Source organism: Bacillus sp. FSL P4-0334 (assembly GCF_038004825.1).
GTDB classification, from domain to species: Bacteria; Bacillota; Bacilli; order Bacillales; family Bacillaceae; genus Bacillus; species Bacillus velezensis.
The window spans coordinates 507801-526958 of the sequence record NZ_JBBORX010000001.1; the positions used below are offsets into that span (position 1 = coordinate 507801).

The 19158-nt window shown below is 47.4% G+C and carries 18 protein-coding genes; 12 read left to right on the top strand and 6 right to left on the bottom strand.

The window, feature by feature from the left end:
- Window positions 1-77 precede the first annotated feature (77 nt).
- Entirely contained in the window at window positions 78-1454 is a 1377-nt protein-coding gene (locus tag NSQ37_RS02565) for a sugar porter family MFS transporter (protein ID WP_025285372.1), read from the bottom strand.
- Window positions 1455-1758: 304 nt separating this feature from the next.
- Here NSQ37_RS02565 and NSQ37_RS02570 point away from each other — a divergent pair, with 304 nt between their 5' ends.
- From NSQ37_RS02570 to NSQ37_RS02580, 3 genes are all read left to right on the top strand, one after another.
- Window positions 1759-2745, top strand: a complete 987-nt coding sequence (locus NSQ37_RS02570; protein WP_007407510.1) for an LCP family protein — start codon at window positions 1759-1761, stop codon at window positions 2743-2745.
- Window positions 2746-2900: 155 nt separating this feature from the next.
- Window positions 2901-3758 carry a Cof-type HAD-IIB family hydrolase gene (locus NSQ37_RS02575; protein WP_341123172.1) on the top strand — a complete coding sequence of 286 codons (858 nt, stop codon included), beginning with the start codon at window positions 2901-2903 and terminating at the stop codon, window positions 3756-3758.
- 105 nt (window positions 3759-3863) lie between these two features.
- Window positions 3864-4589, top strand: coding sequence for a sunset domain-containing protein (locus tag NSQ37_RS02580; RefSeq protein WP_085341560.1), 726 nt, complete (start codon window positions 3864-3866; stop codon window positions 4587-4589).
- Window positions 4590-4627: 38 nt separating this feature from the next.
- Here NSQ37_RS02580 and NSQ37_RS02585 read toward each other — a convergent pair whose 3' ends face one another.
- The 5 genes from NSQ37_RS02585 to pgsB all read right to left on the bottom strand — a co-directional run bounded on the left by NSQ37_RS02585 (window position 4628) and on the right by pgsB (window position 8995).
- Window positions 4628-5863 carry a C40 family peptidase gene (locus NSQ37_RS02585; RefSeq protein WP_015240713.1) on the bottom strand — a complete coding sequence of 412 codons (1236 nt, stop codon included), beginning with the start codon at window positions 5861-5863 and terminating at the stop codon, window positions 4628-4630.
- Between the two features lie 150 nt (window positions 5864-6013).
- Entirely contained in the window at window positions 6014-6175 is a 162-nt protein-coding gene (locus tag NSQ37_RS02590; RefSeq protein WP_003151344.1) for a hypothetical protein, read from the bottom strand.
- A gap of 7 nt (window positions 6176-6182) precedes the next feature.
- Complete coding sequence (locus NSQ37_RS02595) at window positions 6183-7331, bottom strand: CapA family protein (RefSeq protein WP_007614174.1); 1149 nt, start codon at window positions 7329-7331, stop codon at window positions 6183-6185.
- Between the two features lie 18 nt (window positions 7332-7349).
- Window positions 7350-7799: a poly-gamma-glutamate biosynthesis protein PgsC gene (gene pgsC / locus NSQ37_RS02600; protein WP_003151340.1), complete on the bottom strand. Its 450-nt coding sequence runs from the start codon at window positions 7797-7799 to the stop codon at window positions 7350-7352.
- A 14-nt stretch (window positions 7800-7813) separates the two neighbouring features.
- The gene (pgsB, locus tag NSQ37_RS02605; protein WP_003151337.1) at window positions 7814-8995 is read right to left on the bottom strand and encodes a poly-gamma-glutamate synthase PgsB; all 1182 of its coding nucleotides are present in this window, start codon (window positions 8993-8995) and stop codon (window positions 7814-7816) included.
- A 731-nt stretch (window positions 8996-9726) separates the two neighbouring features.
- Between pgsB and NSQ37_RS02610 the strand changes: the two genes are divergently transcribed.
- The 9 genes from NSQ37_RS02610 to rbsB all read left to right on the top strand — a co-directional run bounded on the left by NSQ37_RS02610 (window position 9727) and on the right by rbsB (window position 19151).
- On the top strand, window positions 9727-11196 hold the full coding sequence (locus NSQ37_RS02610) for a spore germination protein (protein WP_015240716.1): 1470 nt from the start codon (window positions 9727-9729) through the stop codon (window positions 11194-11196).
- Window positions 11186-12277, top strand: a complete 1092-nt coding sequence (locus NSQ37_RS02615; protein WP_327943419.1) for a GerAB/ArcD/ProY family transporter — start codon at window positions 11186-11188, stop codon at window positions 12275-12277. The genes NSQ37_RS02610 and NSQ37_RS02615 overlap by 11 nt, the downstream gene beginning before the upstream one ends.
- Window positions 12267-13400 (top strand): Ger(x)C family spore germination protein, encoded by a 1134-nt coding sequence (locus tag NSQ37_RS02620; protein ID WP_039253592.1) that lies wholly within the window; start codon window positions 12267-12269, stop codon window positions 13398-13400. Before NSQ37_RS02615 ends, NSQ37_RS02620 begins: the two co-directional genes overlap by 11 nt.
- A gap of 93 nt (window positions 13401-13493) precedes the next feature.
- Complete coding sequence (locus tag NSQ37_RS02625) at window positions 13494-14483, top strand: LacI family DNA-binding transcriptional regulator (protein WP_327943421.1); 990 nt, start codon at window positions 13494-13496, stop codon at window positions 14481-14483.
- Complete coding sequence (gene rbsK, locus NSQ37_RS02630) at window positions 14476-15357, top strand: ribokinase (RefSeq protein ID WP_039253589.1); 882 nt, start codon at window positions 14476-14478, stop codon at window positions 15355-15357. The genes NSQ37_RS02625 and rbsK overlap by 8 nt, the downstream gene beginning before the upstream one ends.
- Window positions 15354-15749, top strand: coding sequence for a D-ribose pyranase (rbsD, locus tag NSQ37_RS02635; RefSeq protein WP_007407521.1), 396 nt, complete (start codon window positions 15354-15356; stop codon window positions 15747-15749). Before rbsK ends, rbsD begins: the two co-directional genes overlap by 4 nt.
- A 16-nt stretch (window positions 15750-15765) precedes the next feature.
- Window positions 15766-17259 (top strand): sugar ABC transporter ATP-binding protein, encoded by a 1494-nt coding sequence (locus tag NSQ37_RS02640; RefSeq protein WP_341123174.1) that lies wholly within the window; start codon window positions 15766-15768, stop codon window positions 17257-17259.
- Entirely contained in the window at window positions 17249-18220 is a 972-nt protein-coding gene (gene rbsC, locus NSQ37_RS02645; protein ID WP_015240722.1) for a ribose ABC transporter permease RbsC, read from the top strand. The genes NSQ37_RS02640 and rbsC overlap by 11 nt, the downstream gene beginning before the upstream one ends.
- A 13-nt stretch (window positions 18221-18233) precedes the next feature.
- Window positions 18234-19151 carry a ribose ABC transporter substrate-binding protein RbsB gene (gene rbsB / locus NSQ37_RS02650; protein ID WP_169509935.1) on the top strand — a complete coding sequence of 306 codons (918 nt, stop codon included), beginning with the start codon at window positions 18234-18236 and terminating at the stop codon, window positions 19149-19151.
- Window positions 19152-19158 lie beyond the last annotated feature (7 nt).

Below are 19158 nucleotides of genomic sequence, written 5' to 3' on the forward strand. Positions count from 1 at the left end.
CGTCATTTATGTGACCGGGCGCCCGCACGGCATCCGTTTTGAGGGGCCGGTGAATAACCGCCCCCTAAAACTGAATATTACGGATGAACTGTCCGCCGATTTGATTCTGATCCCGAGCCTCCGTTACGGCTTTTCAGATCCTGCTCAATTTCTTCAAGGCTTTTCCCCTTCGTCTCGGTCACTTTAAACCGGACGAACAGGAATGCCAGTATCCCGATCGCGGCATAAATGAGAAATAAATAGCTGATGCCGACTGCTTCCATTAACATCGGATAGGTTAATGAGACAATCAATGTTCCGGCATGCAGCATCAAAGTGGAGACACCCGTCCCGATACCCCGGACATGCAGCGGGAATAATTCAGGAAGCATGACCCACACGGCAGGCCCCCAGCTGACCGCAAATACAACGATAAACAGGCCTAAACAAATCACCGTTGTCCATGATGCGGCTGCTGAATGTTCAAAGAAAAGATTGACCGCGGCCAATACGAGCAGACTGATGACCATGCCCGCATTACCGGCCAGCAGCAGCGGCTTCCGGCCGATCTTATCAATAACTTTAATAGCCGCAAGCGTCATGATGACATTGACGGCGCCGATTCCGACCGTTCCCAATATAGACGCGGAATTGCCGAACCCCACACTGGTAAATGTTTTCGGGGCGTAATAAATAATTGTATTTGTCCCGATGAATTGCTGCAAAAAGGCAAGTCCGAGGCCGGCAATCAGCGCGGGTCTCACCCACGGCTCAAACAATTCTTTCAAGCCGCCTTCGTTTTCCTTTTCCGCTTCTTTCATCTGATCAATCTCATCATCAATATTCTTCGTTCCCCGCAATGATGAAAGGATTTCTCTTGCTTTCTCTTCTTTGCCGATCGTAAACAGCCAGCGCGGGCTTTCCGGCATAAATAGGATTCCGATCAGCAGAATGACTGACGGCACAACCGCAAGTCCAAGCATCCAGCGCCAAGCGCCTGCATCGGCAAATATATAGTTCACGATATAAGAAACGAGGATTCCGACCGTAATCATCAGCTGATTCAGCGAAGAAAGCGCCCCTCGTTTATGCTTCGGAGCCAGCTCCGATAAATAGAGCGGAACGATCGTTGTAGATGTTCCGACAGCCAGTCCGAGAATGATCCGGAAAAGAACCATTACCTCTGTATTCGGGGCAAAAGCGACTCCTAAACCGCCTATACAAAACAGCAGCGCCGCTCCCATGATGGCCTTCCGCCTGCCGAACCGGTCGGTCAGTTTGCCGGCGAACCCCGACCCGAGAATCGCCCCCGCCAATAACGAACTGACGACGAGGCCTTCTGTAAAGGCGTTCAGTCCCAGTTCTTTTTTCATAAATAAAATAGCTCCGGAAATGACTCCGGTATCATATCCGTATAACGCGCCGCCGAGTGCGCCGAAAAAATAGAGCCATTTATTCGAGTGTATGCTTTTCATGTTATATAGACTCCCTTCATCCAACGCTGTATCCGCGCGGAATTGTTCTACTGCTTCTTTTGCCTGTTTCCGTCCGTTTCAAACCTTCCGCACCGTTAATATCCATTATTTTACTAATTATTTTTTACAAAGCGACGAAACATTTCCCGCTTCCTGCCGTCCAATATAATGTGAACCTGATGCAAAAATAACAGTAGATGTTGTCGAAATAGAGAGAAAGATTTGGAATTTTCTCATTTGCAGAGTTGCTCCAAGTCAACAATTATGGTACGCTTCACAAAGAATAGAAACGAGAGGTAATGATATGGAAGAACGATCTCAACGCAGAAAAAAGAAAAGACGCCTCAGAAAATGGGTGAAATTTGTACTGGTATTCGCCGCTTTCTTATTGGTGATCGCCGGTTCCGTCGGCACCTACGCATTTGTGAAATTGAATAATGCGACCAAAGAAGCGCACGTCAGCCTTGACCGCGGCGACCAGTCCGTAAAACGGATCAAAGAATTTGACCCGAAGAAGGATTCTTTCACCGTATTGCTTTTAGGAATAGACGCCCGTGACAATAAGGGCGAATCAGTAGATGACGCAAGAAGTGACGCCAACGTGCTCGTCACCTTCAACCGGAAAAAGAAAACAGCGACGATGCTCAGCATTCCGCGGGATTCCTATGTCAACATCCCGGGACACGGCTATGACAAATTCGCGCACGCACATGCTTACGGCGGTTATAATTTAACTTATAAAACAGTAGAAAACATGCTTGATATTCCGGTAGATTATGTGGTTGAGAGCAACTTCGACGCGTTCCGCGATGTCGTCAATGAGTTGAACGGCGTTACGGTAAATGTGAAAAGCCAGAAAATTGCCGATCGTATTAAAGTCGATACAAAAGGAAAAGTCGTGCTGAAGCCGGGCGTCCAGACGCTTGACGGTGAGCAGGCACTGGCTTATGTAAGAACACGCAAAGCGGACACCGATCTGATGCGCGGACAAAGACAGATGGAAGTGCTGAGCGCCATTATTAAAAAATCTAAATCGTTAAGCTCGATCCCATCTTATGACGATATCGTCGACAGCTTAGGGAAAAACTTAAAAATGAACTTATCTCTTAATGACGCCATCGGTCTGTTCCCGTTTATCACATCGCTGAAATCGGTGGATTCTTTGCAGCTGACAGGTTCAGACAGCTATATTTACACTCCTCAGTACGGCAAAAATATTTATTACTTCAAGCTGAATGAGGAAAACCTTCAAGAAGTAAAAACAAAATTAAAAAATGATTTAAACGCGTAAGACGTCACGGCGGGGTTTTAGAAACCCCGCCGTTTTTCTGTTGAAAAAAAGGACATGAAGGTATAGCCTTTTAACTGAAGGCTTTCTGCTGATTTCGCACAAAGCTGAACATACTACATGAAGCAGCTTTATTTTTAAGGAGGGCATCCATACATATGAAATTGATAGCCATTGACTTAGACGGCACATTACTGAACTCGGACAGTGTGATTTCTCCAGAAAACAGAGCGGCTTTACAAAGAGCGGATGAAGCGGGCATTCTCGTGGCCATCTGCACGGGCAGAGCCACGTTTGATGTAAAAGCGCTCTTGAATGATTTGGATATTCCGATCATTGCGGCAAACGGCGGGACAGTCCATGACAAAGGATACCGCCTCGTCAGCCGGCTCTTAATGGATCAGCAGGCCGGGAAGGATATAGCCGCTTATTTAACGGACAAAGACATTTACTTTGAGGTCTATACAGATGATCATCTGCTGTCCCCATTTGACGGCGAGTCCAAACTGCAGGCAGAACTGGATATTCTGAAAAGCGCCAATCCCAAGGAAGATATTCAGACATTATGGGAGGGCGCAAAGACGCAGTTCAAACAATTCGGCATTAAACCCGTACAGGATATACAGGCGATTTTTAACGGAGACGAACATGTTTACAAGCTTCTTTGTTTCTCTTTTGATATGGAAAAACTGAGAAACGCCAAAGAAGAAATTACACATCATACGAAATTATCCCAGACATCTTCCGGAAAACACATTATCGAAATCCTCCCTGCCGGTTCCGGAAAGGGACGTGCTCTGACGGAGCTTGCCTCACTGTACGGAATTGAAAAACAGGATATTTACGCCATCGGCGACAGCCCGAATGATTTCTCCATGTTTGAAGCGGCGGGAAACCGCATCGCCATGGGCAATGCGATTGATGAACTGAAGGAAAAAAGCACGTATATTACAAAAAGCAACGATGAAAACGGCGTCGCATATTTCATCAACCGGCTTCTCGACAACGATCAATAAAAGGAAAAAGCCAGGTCTTTCACGGCCTGGCTTTTCACGTTTCCCAAAAAACAAATTCCCAAAAATGAAAATAAATTGTAAGATAAAGAAAAAAGGAGTTTCATGATGTCGAATGCAATCGCTATTATAGGATGTTTAGCTTTTCTCTGCGCAGTCGGATACGGAATTTTCCATCTCATATGCAAAGCTGCCAAAAAAGAAAAACGTTTTTCAAAAAAGCTGTTTTGGCCCCTTCTCATCGGCGGATTTATCCTGCTTCTGACCGGCGCCTCCCTCGCAGAGCCGGACGCCTCGGCCGTGAAGGCAGAGGAGAAATACAGCACCCTTGATACCGCTTATCAAAAATTGACGAAGGAACACCAGGCGCTTGAGAAAAAATATGAAAGCATCAGTGCCGCGGCAGAAAAGGAGAAATCCGAAGCCGAAGCCGGCAATGAAGAAAAACTCAGCAAACTCAGCCAAGAGATAAGCGAGCTGAAAAAAACAAACAAATCACTCAAACAAGACAATGAGAAATTAAAAAATTCACAAAAGAAGCTCGAAAAGACCGCTGAAACGCTTCAGTCAGAAAATAAAACTTTAAAGCGGCAGAAAGCAGAAACAAAAACATCCGAAAACGCGGAAACGGCGCAAAACAACGCCCCTTCCTCCGGCGGACATGCCGAAACGAAAGCAGCCGGCACCTCACAGGGATGCGACATTAAAGGAAGCCGGAACGGCATTTATCACACGCCGGGAAGTACATACTACGACCGGACGACAGATCCCGCGGAAATGTTCTGTTCCGTAGAGGATGCGGTAGCGGCCGGATACAGAGCGCCGAAACGGTAAAAGAAAAAGACGTCAGAGACACTCTCTGACGTCTTTTTTTACGGAAGCCGGATGCCGCCCGCATATTTGTCCTTCCAATAAGCGCTTGTGTTCATATTTGTTATGGTAACGCCTGCGGACACGGTGACATGAATCACTTGTCCGTTCCCGATATAAATGGCCGGATTCAGGCTTTCCGCTTTAAAGAAGACCAGATCGCCGGGCTTCAGATCTTGTTTATCGACCGGAACGCCCGCCTGCATCTGCTTGTCCGCATAACGCGGCAGGCTGATTCCTTTCGCTTTTTGATAGATGTATTGAACAAATCCCGCCGTATCAAAGCCGGTTTCCGGTGAAACGCCGCCTTTCAGATAAGAAATTCCGATATGATCGGCCGCTGTGGACACAACGGGATTTTCTTTAGAAATGGCTAAATTGCTGAATCGGCGCACCCCTGTAAAATGTTTTTTCCAGTAATCTTCCGACAAGTAAGAAATGGTGACTTTTTCGGAGCGGCTTGCTTGGATGAACCTTCCCTCTCCCGCATAAATGCCCGCATGGGAAATTCCTTTTTTATACGTGTCGCTGAAATAAATCACGTCCCCGGGCTTTATGCCGCTCAGTTTGATTTTCTCACCGACCAGCCACTGCTGTTCCGCTGATCTCGGCAGGTAAATGTGAAGCTTGTTTTCAAAAACATATTGGACCAGCCCCGAACAGTCGAATCCCTCCTCGGGCGTGCTTCCGCCGAATACATACGGAATGTCAAGGTAACGGGCTGCCTCCTGAACGATCGGGTCATCAGCCAGTTCCGGATCTTTTGTAATCCGCTTTGCGCCAAGATATAAATTCATCCAATAACTGCTTTTTTGAAACCGTGTGACGGTTACGCCTTCTGACGGAGAACTGTGTATCATCTCTCCGTTTCCGATATAAAGACCGTCATGGACGGGCGCGTTTTGTGTTGAATCCGACTTTTTGAAAAACACAAGATCTCCCGGTAAAAGGTCATTTTCTTTGACGGCGGTTCCGACTTTCCATTGATCACTTACCGTTCTCGGCAGATGGATGTTCTGCCTGCTGAAAAGATAATGCATCAATCCGGACGGATCAAAACCGTCCTCAGGCTCTTCGCCTCCGTAAACATATTTATTTCCGACAAGTTTTTGCGCGTCTGAAACCATCAGGACAGAAACTTGAGAATCCGCTTCAGCAATTTCCGTTCTCGTTACTGCGGGTGCCACAAGACAAATCATAAGGCCGGCAAGGATGTACTTCCTCCAGCTTGTGAGCATGTTTTCTATTCACTCTCCTCATTTTTAGTAGTTTTTACATCGGTAACTTTTAACAAATGTTTAGGAGAGCACACAAAAAAAGAATGCCCGATATGGGCATTCTTTACTGGATTCGGAACAAACAATATGCCGGCAAGCGGAATCATGCGCTTATTTTGCGCCCGCTGTGTCCTCTTGCTGAATCTTTTGCATTTCCGTGTCAATTTTTTGTTTTTCCTGATCTGTGAGCTGATCATTGTATTTAAACGCTGACATAAACATAAATACCATAATGATCGCGGCAAACGGCCATCCCGCTTTAATGATTTTCATTTGTTTTTCACTCCGCTTTCTTTTTTAAGATATCGCTGTGATCCACATCAAACGTTAATTTTCCATCCTTGACGCTCCAATCGAAATTCGATTCTTTCGTCAGTTCACGTACGATCGTTTTATGATTGATGCTGCCTTTTTTAACCGGTGCAGGCGTTGCTTCATGAATATTCATCGGCGTGACTTCAAAGCGTCCCGTGCCGTTTTTCTGCAGATGATATTGAACAAGCGCCGTGTCTCTCGTTCTTGTCCACCCCTGGTCGAATACGAAGTTGCCCAGGCTGTAGAAAATAACGGTGCCGTGGTACATTTCGATCGGTTCTAGCACGTGCGGATGGTGTCCGACGATAATATCCGCTCCGGCATCTGACATTGCTCTTGCCAATTGGCGCTGTCTGTCATTCGGATCATTATCGTATTCCTGTCCCCAGTGTGTTTGAACAATGACAAGATCGGCTTTCTTTTTGGCTTTAGAAATCATCGGAATAAACAGCTCTGGATCGGCCGGAAGCACACCCGGCGCATTTCGTTTAGCTGCAAAGCCTTTTCCGGAAACATCAGTGAAACCCAGTGTTGCGATTTTGATTCCGTTTACATCTTGATACGAAATGTTCTGCTCGGCTTCCTTCAGCGTGAGGCCCGCGCCGACAAGTTCAAGATTTTGCTTTGAAAACTCTTCAACCGTATCCCGCATTCCTTGAGGGCCGTAATCCATCGCATGGTTGTTGGCTGCCGTGAGAACGGTGAAATTCATGTCCTTCAATACTTTTACGGCATCTTTGTTTGACTGAAGGTGGATATTTTTTTCTGCTTCTTTGTAGTTCTTTTTATATGTAACCGGGTTTTCAAAGTTCCCCGACACATAGTCGGATGCTTCGAAGAATGGCTTTGCGTAACGGAAGACACTCTCCGTGCCTTTATGCTTTGTCACTTTCTCGACATTCCGGCCCATCATAATATCTCCGACGAATGAGGCTGATACAAGGTCATCGGCATTTCTTTTCACACTCGGCGTTTCCGCCTTCCCTGTCAGGATGCAGACGAACATCAGGCAAAAGACGATCGGCAGCGCGATAAAAACGTGAAGATTGGTCTTCTTTTTCTGCTGTTTGGTCAGCTTCAGCAGTTTTTCTTGAAAGCTTAATTGTTTTTTCATCGTTTGACACACCTTACATTAGATTAAGTAGTAAGCAAACATAATGGCAAAAGTTGCGCCGCTTAAGAACAGCGTGCTGGCAAATGTAATCGTTAATCCCTGTTTCTGAATGGTATTGGCGATCAGACCCGGTACGATGATACCGATTCCGCGGAATTCTGATATCTCAAACGGTACGATCGGGTAAAGGAAATCAAGGGCGATTTTTAAGCAGATTCCCGTTATCAGCATAGCTGCGAATTTTCTGCGTCCGTACAAAATCATAAATCTGGATAAACCGTATTTGACGATCACGTATGTAAGAAGACTCACTAACAATACGAGTAAAATAAAGACCGGCTGGTTAAAAACGAGCCCTAAATAACCCGGCACGACTAAACCGGCTGGTACGATACCTGTTTTTTCCGCGAAAATTAAACTGATTAACACGCCTAAAATAAGTGAGATGTATAAATCTGATCCGAACATTTATCCTTTTCCTCCTAGCTAACGAGCTGTTTCACCTTATACTCTTGAATTTTTTCAATTAATGGTTCCGCTGAACCGTGGATATTGCCGACGCCATATATGACACGGTTTTGCATTCTTGTTTTCAGCACGTCCATGATTTCGTCTGTTGATTTATATTCCAGATCGTGCAGTGTATCGGCAGGAATCTTGCCTTCTTCATAAGCTCTGACGATCGGTTCTGTCGTCTCGCCGATGAGTATGAGTTCCTTCGTTTTAATGTACGGAAGCACGTCGTTTGCGAACTGAATCGTTCTGTCCACACGGTCGGCGCGGCAGTTCATGATAACGATCGGTTCATCTGTCGGGTAGCCGATTTCCTTTACACGTTTCCATATATTTAAAGTAGAAGATGCATCATTTGCGGCAAAGCCGTTTACGAAATGACCGGGCTCCTTCGTGCTGAGCAGCGGCAGGATTCTCATGGCGCCAGGATCAGGCGGCGCATTCAGCATTCCTTTAAACGCCGTTTCTTCATCTATCCCAAGAGCCTGGGCAACGCCGAGCGCAAGGGAAGCGTTATCAGGAAAGACCATATATTCAAATTTTCGAAGGTATTCATCTGTAATTTTAGAGTTATCCGCAATAATGACCTCGGTATTCCGCTCTGCGGCTTTTTCTTTAAAGAAGTCTGTGTATTCACTGTCTGTAATGACAAGGTGACCGTTATACGGTATCGTCGCGGTAAATGCTTCAGCGATTTCATCAAGCGTCGGCCCCATGACGTCCATATGGTCTTCAAGCACATTCACGATGACGCCGATGTTGGCTTGAAGGAGTTCTTCCTGAAAGATAATCTGATAATCCGGGTTTACCGCCATACATTCACTGACAATGGCATTGGCGCCCCGTTCTACGGTTTCCTTCATTACTTCTTTTTGCTCGCCGATATTCGGGCCCTGCGGTTTCCGTTTGATCGGTTTCTCCTCAGGTGTATCCCAATAGATCATCCTTGCATCTGTTCCCGTCGTTTTTCCGACTGTTTTGTAGCCCGCCTCCATCAGTATTCCGGTCGTCAGCCTCGTTACGGTTGACTTTCCGCGGATACCATTAATATTGACGCGTACTGGCAGAGCATCGATATTCTTCTGATGCCGCCTTTTTTCAATGATTCCGATGATTAGTACGGCAGCACAGGCTATAATGAGTAACCACATTGATTTTTGACATCTCCTTCTGTATTGATAAATTCATTCATCAGTATATAGCTTCACTATGAATTCTCAATCGGCATTATGTAACATAATCTTCCCGCTTTCACTGAGCCAAACTTCTCTATTAGTGACGCTATTCTTCCTATTATCGAATTGCTTTTTTTGGGAATAGGCAGGACTTCAACCTTACTTCAATTTTTCAAAAGAAAAATGAATGCGTTTACATTTTCACACAGAAATTCATTTGGACCAATGGAACTATTCGCGTTCCGGAAGAAAAAGATGTAATGATAATCCATCTTTTCCAGCCCGTTTGTATCAGCGTTTTTCGCACTGCGCATACGTTTCGGGACTCTCTGTCCGCTGTGTGCAGACTGCCTGTTTTGTTAAGGATAAGGTCTTAAAGTCATTCATTTTTCCCCCGTATCCTACTTTCAGTCCCATTCCAAAATAACTAGCGGAATGACTGGTACATGACAGAATAAGACGGGTCCGGAGTGTTTACAAGAAATACACATTTTATATGCGGAAAGCCTTTCTCCTTTTAAACCATTTACAGGACGTTTATCACTCTTTTGAAATAATTTTAATAAATCTTTATATTCGTTCAAGAAATATTCATCCATAATTGTGAAGTTCTTGGTAAAACATCGAGGAACTCCTCTATTTTATAAAATGCATAAAAAAGGAATACCCGCTGAAAACTACAGATAACCAGGAAAGGAGGCGGTCTGATGTCTGCGGATAAACAAAACAAACGGATTCCCGGCGATTTTGAATCGGCTGTACGGGAAATGCAGGAGCTGATGTGTGTTTGCGGTGATTTTAAAATACGAAGGATCAAACTGCAGGACCGTCATACCGCTTTCTTTTATATTGAACAAATGATAGAAGAACAGAAGCTGAATGAGTTTCTGTTAAGCGACACCCTGCAGAACGGCCCGCTTGAGGAAACGATGAATGCCGTCAGCAGTGCGGAAACGGATGAAATCAGAAAACTCATTGACGGGATTTTGGCAGGACAGGTTGTTTTTCTCAGCGATGCATCGAGGAAAGCGAAGCTGTTTTCCGTCGGCCAGAATCCGCTGCGTTCCATTATGGAACCCGAATCTGAAAGTATCGTCCGCGGCGCCCATGACGGGTTTGTGGAAAGTTTGGAAACGAACATTCATCAGCTGCGGTTTCACATACAGGACCGCCATCTCTCCGTTCATTATATGGATATCGGGGAAAGAGCCAAATCAAAGGTTGCGGTTATCTTTGTTGAGAATATCGCCAATCCGGAGATTGTCGAGGAAGTGAAGCGGCGCCTGTCATACCTGCGTATAGACAGCGTGCTTGCGCCCGGGATTATCGAGGAATCAATAGAAGATAATTCGTTTTCCATTTTTCCGCAGATCATTCATACGGAACGGCCGGATAAAGCAAAAGCATGCGTGATGGAAGGCTGTGTACTGATCATGATGGACGGGAGTCCGTCGGCTTTGATTGCGCCGATCACATTCTTTTCTTTTTTTCAATCTCCGGATGACTACAGCACGAGGTGGATTTCCGCCAGTTTTTTAAGAGTGCTGAGATTTTTCGCCTTTATGATCGCGATTACGCTGCCCGCTTTTTATATCGCGCTGATTGCGTTTCATTTTGAAGTCATTCCCAACGATCTGATTATCACCATGAAAAATTCGATTGTTGATATTCCCTTTCCCCCGCTGATAGAAGCCATGATTATGGAAATTACGATTGAACTGATCCGCGAAGCCGGTATCAGGCTGCCGAGACCGATCAGTCAGACGATCGGCATTGTCGGCGGTCTCGTGATCGGTGACGCAGTCGTTCAGGCGGGACTCATTTCTAATATGATGATTATCGTCGTAGCCGTTACGGCCGTTTCTTCTTTTGTGCTTCCTTCATATGAAATGAGCACGTCCATCCGAACGCTCAGATTTCCGCTTATGTTTCTGGCATCCTCGTTCGGTTTTATCGGCATCGCACTCGGCTTCGGGCTTATTCTGATGAACCTGTGCAAGCTTGAATCACTCGGCGTTCCTTATTTATCATCTCTGACGCCGTTTCATTTCAGTGACTTGAAGGATGCATTTATCCGGCTGCCGGCTTGGTTTATTAAAAGAAGGCCTTTTTATTTGAGACCGCAAGACTCAAAGCAGATGAAACATGTTCGGGGGTGGAGAAAAGATGAAGCCTAAAAAAATCAGCCCGCTTCAAGGCGTGTTTTTCATTAATCAGACGCAGATCAGCATCGGCATTTTGGCGCTTCCCCATTTACTGATGATGAGATCGGGAAGCAGCGGATGGATTTCCATTCTGCTTACCGGATTGCTCGTCCAGCTTACATTCAGCCTGTATATGATATTATTTCACCGGTTTCCGAAGCTGAACCTGTACGAAATGCTGGAGGAGGTGTTCGGAACACTTACCGGCAAAGGGGTGCAGGTGCTGTATATTTTATATTTCGCGTTTCTCTGCACGCTCATTCTTTCTGTATTTACACGGATATTGGATATCTGGGTGCTCCCGCAGACTCCGAATTGGGTGATCAGCTTAATGCTGATCCTCGGTTCTGTCTATATCGCCCAGGCTCCGCTGAATGCGATCGCCAGGTTCAGCTTTATTTTAACGCCGTTTTTGCTGCTGATCTCTCTGCCGCTTTTATACACGCTGGGAAAAGCCGATATCACATACATTATGCCGATTTTTCACGGAACCGCAAAAGACATGCTTACCGGGGTGCAGCAAACACTTGTCAGCATTACCGGCTTTCAGGCGGCGCTCGTGATCGGGCCCCTAATCAACTGCACCGTCAGCCAGCGCTACAAAATACTGACGATTTCAAACATCATGATTATCCTTTATTACCTGTATATCACCCTTACTTGCTTTGTCACAATCAGCCCCGAAGAAATAAAAATGATCCCGGAGCCTGTGCTGTACCTGTTAAAAACCGTTTCATTCAGAATTATCGAACGGACGGATCTGCTCTTTTTGACGTTTTGGTTCGTGACCGTCTTTTCAACGCTGGCCAACGTGTTTTACTTGGCAAGCACCGGCATTGCCAAGCTGTTCAATCAAAAAGATCACAGCCGGTTTGTTTATCCGCTGGCCCTGCTCGTCTTCCTTCTGTCTATTTGGGCCACAAGCACAGATAAAACGATACAGCAGCTGGATCAGTTTTTCCGCATTTCCGATATTGTGTTTGTGTATTTGTTTCCGTTGTTTATGGTATTGATTGTCCTTGTACGTAAAAAGGGTGTCCGCCATGCGCATTAAAAAAGCGGTTCTTATCAGTCTCATGTGCGCAAGCCTGACACTTGCGGGCTGCTGGGATCAAAATTTGCTGAAAGATATTTCTCTCGTGCTGACCGCAAGCCTTGATGTTGATCATGACGGTAAAAATAAAATCGGCATCACCTATCGGAAGGTTCAGTCCTCCCAGGCGGAACAGGAAACGGGCGGCTCATTCATTACGACGGTGCTCAGCGCTTCCGGGCACACCATCCGTGAAGCGCGGTTTCAATTGGATAAGCTTGTCGATCAGCGCATTGACACGTCCAAGCAAAGAGTCTTATTAATCGGTGAGAAAATGGCGGAAAAACCGCTTTTTCCTTATCTCGATGTCTTTTACAGAGATCCGAAAAGCCCGCTTCTCGCTCATCCGGCGGTTGTAAAAGACGGCGAGGCGATTGAAGTGCTGAAGCTGATCGTCCGGCAGAAATTGATCGTCAGCAAGTATTTAACGAATTTATTAACAAGCGCTAATGCGGAATCAAATATCAGCATGGAGAATTTGCAATCCATCCGTTCAAGCATGCTGACGGCTGATAAGGATTTCGCCCTTCCTTATTTATCGATTAACGGACAGACGATAAAGGTAGAGGGTTCTGCCCTGTTCAGCGGCCAGCGGAAAGTGACTGAGGTGCTCGGTCAGGATTCGACCCTCCTGACCCTTTTAAGCGGGCAATTTAATAAATCGGCTAATATTAATCTGAAGCTATGGGACAAATACAAAATGGATATTGAAAATTATCTTTCTCTCGGCATCACGGATGCCACGCGAAAGATTGTATTTATAGATACAGATCCGCAGCATATAAAAGTGAAAATCCGTTTAAAACTGAATGCACGCGTCTTGGAATATCCAAAGGACAAGCTGAATTCTTATACGGCAATCGACCAAATAAACAAACAAGCCTCAGCAAATTTGAACAGCCAGGCCAGATCGGTGATCAGCCATATTCAGGAGCACAACTCGGATATCCTCGGCATCGGCCGGAAATATCAAACCCATTATTATGAGCGGGGCAAGCGGCTCAATTGGCGTGGGGTCTATCCTTCCATCGAGATAATCCCTGATATCAAAGTGAATATCTCACAAATCGGCATCGTGAACTAAAAGAGACCCCGGTCTCTTTTTTTGTTGCCAACCGAAATGATTCGTGTTACTCTTTTTATGTAAACGGTTACATAATTGAAGGAGGAGTGTTTGTTGGCAACGATTAAAGATGTCGCAGGCGCTGCCGGCGTCTCTGTTGCCACGGTTTCACGTGTCCTCAATGACAACGGCTACGTGCATGAAGATACACGAACGAAGGTCATGCTTGCCATGGAGAAGCTGAATTATTATCCGAATGAAGTTGCCCGCTCTCTTTATAAAAGAGAATCCAGACTGGTCGGGCTTTTGCTTCCGGATATTACGAATCCCTTTTTCCCTCAGCTTGCCCGCGGCGCTGAAGACGAGTTGCAGCGGGAAGGATACCGGCTGATCATCGGCAACAGCGATGAAGAATTGGAAAAAGAACTCGACTACCTGCAAACATTTAAACAAAATCAAGTTGCCGGTATTTTGGCGGCCACCCATTACCCCGACCTTCCCGAATACAGCGGCAGCCTTTACCCGGTCGTATTTCTGGACCGGACAAAAGAAGGCGCCCCATCCGTATTCAGTGACGGGCGGGCAGGCGGAAAACGGGCGGCTGAGGAAATGCTTCGCGGCAAAAGCACAAGCATCACGCTTGTCAAAGGCCCAGCCCACCTTCCGACCGCTCAGGAACGTTTTAACGGCGCACTTGATGTGCTGCAAAAAGCGAACGCGCAGTTCAATGTCATCTCCGCCGCTTCATTTTCCATCAAGGATGCCGCCATTTTAGCAGAAGAATTGTTTGCAGCATACCCTGAAACCGACGGAGTCATTGCCAGCAACGACATTGCGGCGGCTGCCGTCCTCCATGAGGCGCTGCGGCTCGGCAAAAAAGTTCCGGAGGAGATTCAGATCATCGGATACGACGATATTCCGCAGAGCAGGCTTTTGTTTCCGCCGCTTTCAACCATCCGCCAGCCTGCATATGAGATGGGAAAACAAGCGGCAAACCTGCTGCTGCAATTGATAAAGAAAGAACCGCCGAAAGAGACGGCCATTCAAATGCCCGTGACTTACATAAGAAGACAAACGACGAGAAAGGATGATCAACATGAGTGAAATTTGTGTTATCGGAAGCTGTTCTATGGATCTGGTCGTTACATCTGAACGGCGTCCGAAAGCCGGAGAAACCGTACTGGGCACAGACTTTCAAACCGTGCCCGGAGGAAAAGGCGCAAATCAGGCCGTAGCCGCTTCCCGCCTGGGCGCAAACGTATATATGGTAGGAAAAGCAGGCAATGACAGCTACGGAAAAGCGATTATTGAAAACCTGAAGGCAAACGGTGTCAATACGGACTATATGGAAACGGTTACACATAAAAAAAGCGGAACGGCTCATATTGTGCTCGCAGAAGGAGACAACAGCATCGTCGTCGTAAAAGGCGCAAACGATGACATCTCCCCCGATTATGCCAAAAGTGCGCTAGCAAAACTTCCCGGCATTGATATCGTGCTGATCCAGCAGGAGATTCCTGAAGAAACCGTTGAAGCAGTGTGCAGCTACTGCCGCGCGCAGCAAATTCCGGTTATCCTGAATCCCGCGCCGGCCCGGCCGCTGAAACAATCGACGATTGAGGACGCCGCATATCTTACGCCGAACGAACATGAAGCATCCATTTTATTTCCTGACCGGACGAAAGAAGAAGCGCTCGCCGGCTATCCCGGCAAACTGTTCATTACCGAAGGAAAACAAGGCGTGCGCTACTCAGACGGCACCGCGGAACGGCTTGTTCCCGCCTTCCCTGCAGAAGCGGTCGACACGACGGGAGCCGGCGATACCTTTAATGCGGCACTTGCCGTCGCACTCGCGGAAGGACGGGACATTGAGCAAGCGCTCCTGTTTGCCAACCGCGCCGCCTCCCTGTCCGTGCAGCACTTCGGCGCCCAAGGCGGGATGCCGGCCAGAAAAGAAGTTGAGGAGCTGCTGTCATGAAAAAACACGGAATGTTAAACAGCCACATTGCCAAAGTATTAGCTGATCTCGGGCATACAGACCTCATCGCAATCGCCGATGCGGGTCTCCCCGTCCCTGACGGTGTCCCTAAAATTGATTTGTCCTTAACGGCGGGCGTTCCCGCCTTTCGGGACGTGACCAGCCTGGTAGCCGGGGAGATGGCAGTCGAAAAGGTGATCGCCGCTTCCGAGATCAAAGACGCAAATCCTGAGAATGCAAGTTTCATAGAAAGCCATTTCTCAGCGCAGACGATCGAGTACATGTCCCATGAGGAATTCAAACGGCTCACACAGAAAGCAAAAGCCGTCATCCGAACGGGTGAAATGACACCATACGCCAACTGCATCCTGCAGGCGGGTGTGATTTTCTAGAAAGAAGGGATCCAGCATGCACATCGGCATGACAGACATTCATAAAGCATTCGGCAAAAACCAAGTGCTCTCCGGCGTCTCATTTGAGCTTCTGCCGGGAGAAATCCACGCTTTAATGGGAGAAAACGGAGCGGGCAAATCGACGTTAATGAATCTGCTCACCGGGCTCTACCGGCTCGACAAGGGAAACATTACGATAAACGGAACAAATATGAGCTTCTCCAATCCAAAGGAAGCCGAAAAGCACGGAATTGCCTTTATCCATCAGGAACTGAATATATGGCCGGACATGACGGTGCTTGAAAACCTTTTTATCGGCAAAGAGCTGACGACGGCGTTCGGCGTTTTGGAAACGAAGAAAATGAAAGCGCTAGCAAAATTACAGCTTGAAAAACTGGGAGTCTCTCTTCCTCTTGACCGGGAAGCCGGACAATGTTCCGTCGGACAGCAGCAGATGATTGAGATTGCCAAAGCGCTGATGACAAACGCCGAAGTCATTATTATGGACGAACCGACCGCGGCGCTGACCGAACGGGAAATCAGCAAACTATTTGACGTGATGACGGCGTTAAAGCGGGACGGCGTATCCATCGTCTATATTTCGCACCGAATGGAAGAGATATTTTCGATTTGCGACCGGATCACCATTATGCGGGACGGCCTCACTGTCGATACGGCGCATATGAAAGACACTAATTTTGATGAAGTGGTCAAAAAAATGGTCGGGCGGGAGCTGACCGATCGGTATCCGACTCGCACGCCGTCACTCGGCGATAAGGTGCTCGAAGTGAAAAACGCCTCAAAAAAAGGAAGCTTTTCACAGATCAGTTTCCATGTGAGCGCCGGAGAAATCCTCGGCGTTTCCGGCTTAATGGGTGCCGGACGGACAGAAATCATGAGGGCGCTGTTCGGAATTGACAGGCTCGATTCCGGAGAGATCTGGATTTCCGGCCGAAAAACCGGCATTCGGGGTCCGTACGATGCCATCCGCAAGGGACTCGGCCTGATTACGGAGAACCGCAAAGATGAAGGGCTGCTGCTGGATACGTCCATTCGTGAAAATATCTCATTGCCGAACCTGACCAGCTTCTCTCCGAAAGGCATCATTGACCGAAAACGCGAGGCGGAGTTCGTTGAGCTGCTCATCAAGCGTCTGACCATTAAGACCGCATCTCCGGAAACCGCCGCCCGGCATTTATCAGGAGGAAATCAGCAAAAAGTCGTCATCGCCAAATGGATCGGAATCAGCCCGAAAGTTCTCATCCTTGATGAACCGACAAGAGGCGTCGACGTAGGCGCGAAAAGGGAAATCTATTCATTAATGAATGAACTGACCGATCGCGGAGTCGCCATCATCATGGTGTCTTCCGAGCTGCCGGAAATTCTCGGCATGAGTGACAGAATCATCGTCGTCCACGAAGGGCGCATCAGCGGAGAAATCAATGCGGCCGGCGCAACACAAGAACACATCATGACACTTGCCACGGGAGGGCAGCAGTATGAAAACTGAACCAATGACATCAACTGAACAAAAGCGATTTTCCATTCACACCTTTACGCAAAAACTCGGTCCGTTTCTCGGCTTACTGATTCTTGTGCTGATCGTTTCCGTTTTAAACCCGAGTTTTCTTGAACCCCTCAATATTCTCAACCTTCTTCGGCAGGTTGCGATTAACGCTCTGATTGCATTCGGAATGACGTTTGTCATTTTAACGGGAGGCATTGATCTCTCTGTCGGAGCCATCCTCGCCTTATCGAGCGCATTGGTCGCAGGTATGATGGTCTCAGGCATCGACCCGATCTTAGCCGTCATCATCGGCTGCGTAATCGGCGCCGTACTCGGCATGATAAACGGATTATTAATCACAAAAGGAAAAATGGCGCCGTTCATCGCCACTTTGGCGACAATGACCGTCTTTCGCGGACTGACCCTCGTCTATACGGACGGAAATCCGATTACGGGGCTCGGTTCAAGTTACGCATTTCAATTATTCGGGCGCGGTTATTTTCTCGGCATTCCCGTACCTGCCATTACGATGCTGATTGCATTTGCGGCCCTGTGGGTTCTTCTGCATAAAACACCGTTCGGCCGCCGGACATACGCCATCGGCGGCAATGAGAAAGCGGCGCTGATATCGGGAATCAAAGTGCCCCGCATCAAGATCATGATCTATTCTCTGACAGGTTTATTATCGGCGCTGGCGGGAGCGATTCTGACATCACGCTTAAATTCCGCACAGCCGACGGCCGGGGAATCATACGAGCTGGACGCCATCGCAGCGGTCGTTCTCGGCGGAACGAGCCTGTCCGGCGGTCGAGGGCGCATCATCGGTACGCTGATCGGGGTTTTGATTATCGGTACGCTGAACAACGGCTTGAACCTTCTCGGCGTATCATCTTTTTATCAGCTCGTCGTCAAAGGAATCGTCATTTTAATCGCGGTGCTGCTGGACCGCAAAAAATCGGCATAGTAGGAGGACCATTATGAAGAAAGCCATCATCACGATCGCGGCATTATCACTGTTTTTGCTGTCCGCCTGTTCACTTGAACCGCCACAATGGGCAAAACCGTCAAACACAAAACATAAAAAAGAATTCACTATCGGGCTCTCCGTCTCCACATTGAACAATCCGTTCTTCGTTTCATTAAAAGAAGGCGTTGTAAAGGAAGCCAAAAAACGGGGCATGAAGGTCATTATTGTCGATGCTCAAAATGATTCATCTAAACAGTCAAATGACGTAGAAGATTTGATCCAGCAGGGAGTCGATGCGCTGCTGATCAACCCGACCGATTCATCAGCGATTTCAACAGCCGTCGAATCGGCAAATTCCCTCGGCATTCCCGTCATTGCGCTTGATCGTTCAGCCGAACACGGCAAAGTCGAAACGCTTGTCGCCTCTGACAATGTCAAAGGAGGAGAAATGGCGGCTGACTACCTCGCCGATCAGCTCGGAAAAGGCGCCAAAGTAGCGGAATTGCAAGGGGTGCCGGGCGCATCCGCAACACGGGAACGCGGAACGGGCTTTCATCATATTGCCGACAAAAAGCTGGATGTCGTAACAAAGCAAGCGGCGGATTTTGACCGTACAAAAGGATTGACCGTCATGGAAAACCTGCTGCAGGGACATCCGGATATTAAAGCCGTGTTCGCCCATAATGATGAAATGGCACTCGGCGCGCTCGAAGCGATTAACAGCTCGGGCAAACACATTTGGGTCGTCGGTTTCGACGGAAATAAAGATGCGATTTCTTCCATTAAAAACGGAAAGCTGACAGCCACGGTCGCCCAGCAGCCGGAGCTGATCGGAAAACTGGCGGCCGAAGCGGCGGAGCAGGTGCTCAAAGGAGAAAAAGTCAAAAAAACCATTTCCGCTCCATTGAAACTTCAAACACAAAAATAACCGGCCG